This window comes from Agathobaculum ammoniilyticum (genome assembly GCF_025567315.1).
GTDB lineage: Bacteria > Bacillota > Clostridia > Oscillospirales > Butyricicoccaceae > Agathobaculum > Agathobaculum ammoniilyticum.
This window is the reverse complement of sequence record NZ_JAOQJE010000008.1, coordinates 120754-129970: the sequence shown is the minus strand read 5'-3', so window position 1 is coordinate 129970 and position 9217 is coordinate 120754. Positions and strand designations below refer to the sequence as shown.

The window sequence follows — 9217 nt, the reverse complement described above, 5'->3', positions numbered from 1 at the left end:
AGCGCATTTTACCATCTGGCCGCTTTGGGTATGCCCTTTTTCTTTTCATCATTTTCTCCATTCCCCCTATTGACTTTTTATTTGCAGACTTTGCAGATGTCTTTTTTGTCATACCCATTTTTATTTGCTGTTTCTTTTAATTCCCTCTTAACAATGCTTTACAGGTTTTATTTGCAGACTTTCGGTTGCCTTGCTGACTTTGGCGTTAGTCCTGTTCCCGACAGATGAAAACGTGTCGGAAACATAAATCAGGGATGTAAATGACCGCCCTATTTTGCGGGCGGCGATTGAGGCAAAGGCCGATGTACTCCTTACCGGCGATAAAGTTTTTTTAGGATCTGGCGTAAAAATCCGGCGATTATGACACCGGCAGAATTTTTGAAATATTGTCTTGTTGAAAAGGCAGCGGGCCAGATAAAAAAACCGCGGCCCGCTGTGTTTACATCTGCTGAATCTCATTTTCAGCGTACGCTTGATTTTATCGCAGTAACCGTCAGGTAATCGGACGGATTGATAAATAGTGGAGGGAGTACGATAATGTCCCCATGACATACGTCAGTGACGACAGTGATGGGAAAGTGGGGACATTATGACGGTGAGGGAGGCAAAAGCCGAGGCCAACATGAACAGGTGGCAGTAATCATCACTGAATAAAGGCAAAGCGTGCAGAGTATAGTGGAATTCTGCACAGGACGGCAAATCACAACCGGCCTGTTCTACAGGTCGCAGAGAAAAGTTTTGAACCGGCTGATAGGAAGCCAAACGGGTTCAAACGAGGGGCGGTGGATTTGCTTTGCAGAATTGCCGCCGGTAGAAGCCTTTCCGATGCCGCAGTTGTCGTCAGCATCAGAACCACAAACGGAGATATCAAAAGAGGCGGTTGCCACGCTCCGCATAAGAGGTACTGAAATAGAGATTTACGCAAGAGCGGATGCAGTTTTAGTAGAGACGTTGTGCAGGGGGGATTCATGCTCAGTGACTTCAATGGAGCTATACCTTGCAGTTGGATATACGGATCTGCGAAAAGGGATTGACGGGCGGGCGGCTCTGGTGCAGCAGCAATTCGAACTTGATCCATTCACCAATACGCTGTTCCTTTTTTGTGGCCGGCGCAGAGACCGCATGAAAGCCTTCTATTTGGGAAAAGACGGCGTCTTACTCCTCTACAAACGTCTGGAGGAAGATGCTTCCATTGGCCAAGAAGCGGGAATATGGGTACACTATCGAACTCGCCACACTATTTATCAATCCGTTTATCAATCCGTCCGATTACTTGACGGTTACCAGAAACGTTTTTGTTCGGTCTTAGTAAACCTTCTTGTTGGATTCTTCTCTGGTCTTGCCGCCCGAACGTAGCCATGCCTCGTCAATCGGGTCGATGACATCCACCTCGGTCGTCAGGAATACCGACGCCATGGAAGCAGCGTTCTTCAGCGCCAGCTTTGTCACCTTGGCCGGATCAACAATGCCTACCTCTGCCATGCGGACAAACTCTCCGGTGATGACATCCAAGCCAACGCCATTTCCCTGCTTTACTGCTTCCGAGGCAACCACGCCGCTGTCAAATCCGGCATTCTGCGCAATCTGGCGCATGGGTTCCTCTAACGCCTCCATCACAACCTGTGCGCCGGAAAGCTCATCGCCGGTAAGCTGCTGCGCATACTTGCGCACCGCAGGAATCGCATTACAGAACGCAACACCTCCACCGGCAACAATACCCTCCGCAAGCGCGGCGCGGACAGCATTGAGAGCATCCTCAACGCGCGCCTTCTTTTCTTTCAGTTCGAGTTCGGATGCCGCGCCGACACGAATGACAGCAACGCCGCCTGCCAGCTTGCCGAGACGCTCCCGCGCACGATCCACTGCAAATTCATCTTTCGCCTCAGCCAGCATACGGCGGAGCTTTTCTATCTCCTCCGCAATCGCTGCCTTGTCGCCTGCACCGCCGACGATAATGGTCCGGTCCTTGCGGACAGTGACCTTCTCCGCCTCGCCAAGCATATCTACCGTCGCCTTTTTCAGATCATATCCGGTCTCTTCGCGAACGACGGTCGCGCCCGTGAGCAGAGCCAACTCATCCACCAGCGCCTTTTTGCGCTCCCCCACGCCAGGCGCACGCACCGCAACCGAGTCAATTGCACCCTGTAGCTTATTGATCACCAAAGCCTTAAGCGCTTCACCTTCCACATCCTCTGCAACAATCAGCAGCTTTCTGCCGCACTGCGCGACCTTGTCCAAAATTGGGATAATATCACCCAAACTGCTGATTTTCTTATCCGTAAACAAGATATAGGGATGCTCCAGCATAGCCTCCATCTTTTCCGTATCAGTAACCATGTACTCTGAAAGGTATCCCTTGTCAAACTGGCTGCCCTTCACAATCTCAAAGGAGGTATCCATAGTCTGCGAATCTTCAATGGTAATGACGCCATCCTGACCCACCTGATCCATGATCTCTCCCAGAATCTCTCCAGTCTGGCGGTCCGCACCGGAGATCGAAGCGACCTGCACAATATCCTCCTTGCCCTTCGGCAAGTATGCGCTTTCGCCGATCGACTGCACAGCCGCATTCACTGCACCCTGAATGCCCCGGCGAAGCCCCATCGGGTTCACGCCGGCCGCCATATTGCGAGTGCCTCCGCGGATAATCGCCTGCGTCAGCAGCATCGCAGTCGAGGTACCATCGCCGACGGCCTCGTTGGTCTTTTCTGCAACCTGCTTGAGCATCTGCGCGCCAAGATTTTCCGTGATATCGGCCAGTTCGAAGTCCTTGACAACGGCCGATCCCTCGTTTGTAACGAAAACCCTGTCACCGAAGCCGGCGACCATAACATTGCGCCCCTTGGGGCCGATGGTAGTTTTTACTGCGTCTGCCAGCTGATTCATGCCCGCTTGCAGACGCTTTCTAGCTTGATCGCCATAATATAAATCTCTTGCCATGTTGTGTTTACATCTCCCTGACTGCTTTCGCACAGATAGGCATGCGGAAAACACCGCATGCCTATTGTACTTACAAAGTATTTAGGAAAGGATTAAACCTTCTTTTCTATTATCTCACACTCGCTCGCTTCTTGCAAGGCCCCTCGCACATTAGCGTTTTCTTCAATCGTTCCCTCTCTGTCCTCTGCTTCCTTGATCGCTATGATCTCCGCATGGAGACCGCTGCGCTCGTCTTCCTTCAGCCACTTTAACAGGCCAAGCATCATACCGGCCAGAATCAGGAGGAATGGGGCGGAAATGATAATCGCAATGTACTTGATCGAGTCGAACGAAGCACCAACCAGCAGTACAGACATCGGGATGATCGCCAGCAGCACACAGAAGAAGATGCGAAGCGCCATCTTCGGCGTACCGCGCTTGGTTACGGTTTCCGCCAAAGCCAGAGAAGCGGAGTCCATGGACGGCGCGACGAAACCGACGATCAGCACCAAAATCAGGAACGGTAGAAGTGTCGAGCCCAGCGGCAGAGCCTTCAAAATCTCATAAATCGCTGCATCACCAATACCGCTTGCAACCAGGCCGGTTACGTCAACCATACCCTGGGTATGTGCATAAATCGAGAAGCTGCCGTCGATGCCGAAGATGCACATGCCGCCGAAGGACATGATAAAAATGGTGTAGATTGCAATCTCACGGATGGTTCTGCCTTTGGAAACCTTCGCAATGAAGATACCCATCATTGCAACATAGTTCAGGTAGAAAGCAACGAAGTAAATCGTCCAGCTTTCTGCAAAGCCTGTATTCGCGATCGGGTCGGTGAACAGCGCCATACGCGGCAGATCCTGAATCAGATAGCCCAGAGAGTTGACGATATTCTTGAAGATGAACGTCGTTGGCCCCATAAACAGTACATACAGCAGGAAGAAGATACACACGACAGAAGCGATATTACTGATCGTCTGCATACCCTTCTTCGTGCCGAGGAAAGAGGTAAACGTATAAACCAGCGCGATGAATACGATAACGCCAATCTGAACAGCCGGCGTCGCCTCGATACCCCAGAGCGTATTCAGGCCAGAAGTTGCCAGCGGTACACCAAGACCCAGCGAAGAGCTGAGCGCACCCAGAATGCCAAAGATGACCAGAAAGTCGATCACTTTGCCGATGATAGACTTCCCCTTGACCTTTTTGCCCAGCATTGCGCAGCATACCGCGCTCGTCTGGAAAGAAGGGAGTTTTCTGACATACACACCGTAAGCGATCGCCACGCCGGCAATCGTATACAGGGACTGGTTGACAAAGCCCCAGTGGAAGAACTGGTACGCCAGCGAGGACTCGAGCGCTTCCAGGCTTTGCGGCTCCATGCCAAGGCCGGGTGCCTGGTAGTAACTCGCCCATTCTACGAACGACCAGTACAGTGCAGCAGACGCCAGAGACGCCAGCAGCATCATAGCAAAATAGCTAAAGTTCGAGTATTCCGGCTTGCAGTTACCCAAGCGGATCTTGCCATATTTGCCAAAGCCCAGATAAAGGGATACCAGAAAAGAAATAAACGCAACCAGCAGGAAAAACGGCCCCAGCGCATCTATCATGACATTAAAGAAGTTCATGATCGTGTTGAGTGTTCCTTCCGCATTCACAACCATACAGATGATAAATGCAACCAGTATGGCTACGCTAACAATAATCAAGCCTACTTCTACATCAGCGTTTTTATTCTTTTTGGAGTCATTACCCATCTTCCTATTTCGCCTCCTCATAACGGTGGTAGGTTTTACGAGCTCAAAAGCGCTCTCATCAAGTCAGTAATCGGGCGGCTGGTGCGGTTTTCCACATCATAGCCTACATATACCGACTCACACAGGAGGATCAGGTCATCCTCACCTTGATGATAGATCTCAAACTGTATGGTAAAGCTTTTCTTGCCGATTTTGATCTTGCTGATACCAACTTCAAGCATGTCGCCCGCATATGCGCTGGAAACAAATTCATAGGTAGACTTTTTATGACATACCTCAGAGTCATGCTTTTCTGCCAGTTCTCGGTAGGAGTATCCCTTGGAACGGAGGAATTCCTCAAACGCCAAGTCGGTATATGCAACATAATTACCGTTGTAAACAATGCCCTGCTGGTCTACCTCGCCGTAGCGAACACGAAACGGAGGGCAAAAGTAAAAGCAATCACGCCTCATTATGGCTCTCCTCGCTTTTTTCTGTATTCTCTGGATCTGTTCAGGCGTTTTACTGCCGCACGCAGCGCGGCAGCAGAATTAGCCGAACGCTTACGGACCTTGTGTTTCAATGCACCTGGAGCGCAGACATCCACACAATAGCCGCAGTTAATACACGTCAAAAACGCTTTTCCAACCGCATGCGGATAGCCCTCTTCATCCACGCCGATGACACGCATCGGACAGATATCCACACAGGCATTGCATTTTACGCATTTTTCCTTGTCCGGAGAAATCAGTTCAACAGCTTCCACAACAAAATCCCCTTCAAAACAGAATCCATCCAACGTTCAATGTCCTTGTATACACCAAGCCATGAATATCAGATGGATCGTTTTACCTTTGATAGATCATCAACCTGCCTGGTGTATTGCACCCTCTGCGAGCAACTTGTCGATCCTCTCCTGATCATAGCCAAGGCTGTTCAAGATTTCGATGCTGTTCGCACCAGGGAATCCGGCCGTCGAAGCGTCCGGATCTACCGGAGTCTCGCTGAAGAGGATAGGCGTATTGGTCACAGTGTATTCCCCTACGCCAAGCTGATTGATCTGGGTAATTACATTCAGTGCTTTTGTTTGCGGGTTATTGTCAAACTCCTGAAGCGACTGCACCGCAGCAGCGGGTACGCCAGCCTCATGGAGTTTGTTTTCAACATCATATCTTCCCATTGCACCTGTTGCTTTTTCCAGTTCCACGATCAGCGCATCTCTGTTCTGCACACGCAGTTCGTTATTGCAGAACCTCGGATCCGCCGCCAGATCATCCACCCCAAGCGTATAGCAGAGGGTTTTCCACTCCCCCTCGCTGCTCACGGCAATGACAACATTGCCGTCCTTGGCAGCGAATTCGCCATAGGGCGCATACCAGACATAATGGTTGCCGGACTTTTCGGTGAACTTGCCGGTCGCCGAATGCTCTAGGACAGGAGCTTCACACATATAAAACGCACAATCGAGCATTGCGATGTCAACGCGAAGCCCCTTGCCGGTCTTCTGCTTATACAGCAACGCCATCGACAGGCCTCGCATCATCTGCAACCCCGCCCATGTATCGCACATGGAAAAACCAGGCTTAATAGGGGCATCGCCCGCCTGACCACTCTGCGCAACCAGACCGCTTCGGGCAGCAGCGATAATATCCATACACGGCAGGTGGGACAACGGACCATATGTACCGAATCCAGAAATAGATCCGTAAATCAGACTGGGATTGACTTCCACCATCTTGTCATAGCCGAGCCCCAGCTTTTCCAACGTGCCTGCCTTGAAGTTCTCAATGACAATATCTACCTGCGCAACCAGATCAAGGACAACCTTCTTGCCCTCTTCCGAACGCATATCAATTGCAATTCCCTTTTTGCCGCGATTATATTGACAGAAATATAGGCTGATGTCGTTGACATACGGGCCGTATTCACGGGAAATATCGCCGTTTCCGGGCCGCTCTACCTTGATTACGTCTGCTCCCATGTCTGCCAGCATCATGCCACAGAACGGTGCAGATAGAACTTGAGAAAAATCAAGAACTTTAATTCCTTTGAGAGGTCCCTTCTTCATTTTTCACTCCCCCAAACTCATGATCTCAGGCTTATCCAATACTACCGTTCAAATGACGCCTTCTCTATGCAGATTTTCCATCGCCGCGGCATCAATTCCAAGGGAGGTATAGACCTGCTCATTCTGCGCACCGATTTCGGGCGCCGCAGACAGCGGCTCCTCTTCCTCTCCGCAGAACTTGACCGGCTTGCCCGGCATCTCAAGTTCGCCAAGGTCGGTATCATTCACAGAAACAATCATGTTTCTTACACGCAACTGCGGCTGCTGCAGTGCTTCTTTGGTGGTACTGCACATCGTACCCGGGATAAGTGCCTGATCGCAGATATCGGCAATTTCCTGCATCGTGTAACCCGAGAATAGATCCTCCAGTTTAACACGCAGATCACCGAAATAGTGGTAACCCCTCACCAGATTGGAACAGTATTTTTCATCTTCTGTCCATTCCTTCGGACAGTTGAATGCATTACAGAACTTTTCCCACTGAGCGTCGGACGAAATCCCCATCGCCACATAGCCGTCCTTACATTTCAGGATGTCATAAGGGTTGATCAGCGGGTGTGCATTACCGGTACGCATCGGATCCTCATGCTCCGCGCCGTAGGTGATAACCTTATCTTCAGTGATGGCAACAGCCGAGCCACAAAGTGTCGTTTCCACTACCTGCCCCTCGCCGGTTTCTCTGGCATGATAAACCGCCAAGCACACAGCAGAGGAAAGGAAGCTAGCCGCGTAGTGCTCCGATATCGCAAAGCCAATGCGGGTGGGTGGTTTTTCCGGAAAACCAGTAAAATGCATCACGCCGCTCTTCGCCTGCGCAATCAGATCTAACTGCGGGGTATCCGCTTCGTCGCCTGTGGAACCGTATGCGGAAATGCGTCCGTATACAAGAGATGGTTTGATGACTGATAACACATCATATCCGAGCCCAAGCTCTTCCATTGTTTTGGGCGGGAAATTTTCCAGAACAACATCGGCCGTAGCCACCAGCTTTTTGAAAATCTCCTTCCCTTCCGGATGCCGCAGATCGAGCGTTATGCTCTTCTTTCCGCGGTCACGAAAGGCATGATGAACACTGGCACCATTTTTTAATGGTGCCAGTGTTCTCAGCGGGTCTCCACTGGGAGACTCCACCTTAATCACCTCTGCTCCGTAATCAGCCAATTCCATCCCGCAGTAACCGGAAAGTGTCATCAGGTCAAGAACTCTTATTCCTTCTAAAGGGAACATAGCAACCTCCTAATTACTGTAAGAAGCAAGCCTCACGGAAAATATTACTCCTCGTAAGCCCAGCCAGTATAGAGCTCGATGCCGCGCTTCTTAATCTGGCCACCAATGACGTTGCGCTGGATCTCGGAAGTGCCTTCCCAGATACGGTCAACGCGCTGGTCACGCCACAGACGCTCGACAGCATTCTCGCGCATGTAGCCGCGGCCACCCAAAATCTGAACGCCCTTGTCGGTTACACGGTTTACCATCTCGGAACACCACAGTTTGATCGCAGATGCACGGGCATGCTTCAGTTTGCGATCCATATCGCCCGAAATTTCCCAGCATACACGATAAAGCAGGCTCTTGGCCGCCATGATGTCCATGGTCATGTCAACCAGCATATGCTCGATGACCTGATAATCGCGGATGACGCGGTCGCCCTGTACACGGTTCGCAGCGAAGTCGTTGGCTTCCTTCAAAACACGCTCAGCGCCGCCTACACAGCGAGCCGCAATACCCAGACGTGCTTCCACAAACCAATCCTTGGTCATGTTAAAGCCTTCGCCAATTCCCTTCAGGATTTTGGACTCATCTACAACTACATCCTCGAACAGGAATTCCGGATGCTTGAATGCAAAGTGGTGGGTGAACTCAGGGGTGCGCTTAATGCTTACGCCCGGGGTGTCCTTCTCTACGAAGAATACGGTCGCCTTGTTCGGGTCGCCGTCGATGTGGGTGTGAACCAGCAGGTAGTCAGCGATGTTACCAACGGTCACGTACCACTTCTCGCCGTTGATCTTGTAGCCACCGTCACACTTAACAGCGGTGGTCTGGCACATGGTCGGGTCAGAACCAGCGTCCGCCTCCGTGATTGCATATGCATCGCGGCGCTTGCACTGACAGGTCGGGATCAGGTACTCTTCGATCTGCTCCTTGGTGCCGAACTTCATCGGGAAAGACGGCTGCGGAACAGCGTCCCAGATAGCGCCGGTGGACATACCAAGCTGCTCACTGATCAGAGCCTGCTCAAACAAGGTGTAGCCGGTGCCTCCGTGCTCTTTGGAATGGTTGGTAGCGTTGAACCCCCACTCCATTACCTGCCCGTTAATGTACTTATGGCTCTCAGGACTCAGACCGTTGTTCTCCTCAACTTCCATCTCGTACGGGAACAGGACCTGCTCAGTAAACTCTCTTGCCTTTTCCTGCAGCGCGCGATGCTCTTTGCTCAGTTTGAAATCCATAAATATGCTTCCTTTCTGAAATGAAATCAATTCGTCCGAAT

9 protein-coding genes are annotated in these 9217 nt (G+C 51.1%); 2 read left to right on the top strand and 7 right to left on the bottom strand.

Features of this window, described 5'->3' with window-relative positions; translation table 11 throughout:
• On the top strand, positions 1-228 hold a 228-nt coding region (locus OCV66_RS10290; RefSeq protein ID WP_262564417.1), incomplete at its 5' end, for a hypothetical protein.
• A 510-nt stretch (positions 229-738) separates the two neighbouring features.
• Complete coding sequence (gene tnpB / locus OCV66_RS10285) at positions 739-1356, top strand: IS66 family insertion sequence element accessory protein TnpB (protein ID WP_147574256.1); 618 nt, start codon at positions 739-741, stop codon at positions 1354-1356.
• Here tnpB and groL read toward each other — a convergent pair.
• From groL to OCV66_RS10250, 7 genes are all read right to left on the bottom strand, one after another.
• The gene (gene groL / locus OCV66_RS10280; RefSeq protein ID WP_054327876.1) at positions 1306-2940 is read right to left on the bottom strand and encodes a chaperonin GroEL; all 1635 of its coding nucleotides are present in this window, start codon (positions 2938-2940) and stop codon (positions 1306-1308) included. The two genes, tnpB and groL, sit on opposite strands and share 51 nt — an antisense overlap.
• A 92-nt stretch (positions 2941-3032) precedes the next feature.
• Positions 3033-4679 (bottom strand): BCCT family transporter, encoded by a 1647-nt coding sequence (locus OCV66_RS10275; protein WP_054327875.1) that lies wholly within the window; start codon positions 4677-4679, stop codon positions 3033-3035.
• Between the two features lie 35 nt (positions 4680-4714).
• Positions 4715-5131 (bottom strand): acyl-CoA thioesterase, encoded by a 417-nt coding sequence (locus OCV66_RS10270; RefSeq protein WP_054327874.1) that lies wholly within the window; start codon positions 5129-5131, stop codon positions 4715-4717.
• Positions 5131-5424 (bottom strand): 4Fe-4S binding protein, encoded by a 294-nt coding sequence (locus OCV66_RS10265; RefSeq protein ID WP_054327873.1) that lies wholly within the window; start codon positions 5422-5424, stop codon positions 5131-5133. Before OCV66_RS10265 ends, OCV66_RS10270 begins: the two co-directional genes overlap by 1 nt.
• Positions 5425-5523: 99 nt before the next feature.
• Positions 5524-6726, bottom strand: a complete 1203-nt coding sequence (locus OCV66_RS10260) for a CaiB/BaiF CoA transferase family protein (RefSeq protein WP_082397281.1) — start codon at positions 6724-6726, stop codon at positions 5524-5526.
• A 48-nt stretch (positions 6727-6774) separates the two neighbouring features.
• Positions 6775-7953 (bottom strand): CaiB/BaiF CoA transferase family protein, encoded by a 1179-nt coding sequence (locus OCV66_RS10255; protein ID WP_147574255.1) that lies wholly within the window; start codon positions 7951-7953, stop codon positions 6775-6777.
• Positions 7954-7997: 44 nt separating this feature from the next.
• Positions 7998-9176, bottom strand: a complete 1179-nt coding sequence (locus OCV66_RS10250; RefSeq protein ID WP_054327869.1) for an acyl-CoA dehydrogenase family protein — start codon at positions 9174-9176, stop codon at positions 7998-8000.
• Between the last annotated feature and the right edge of the window lie 41 nt (positions 9177-9217).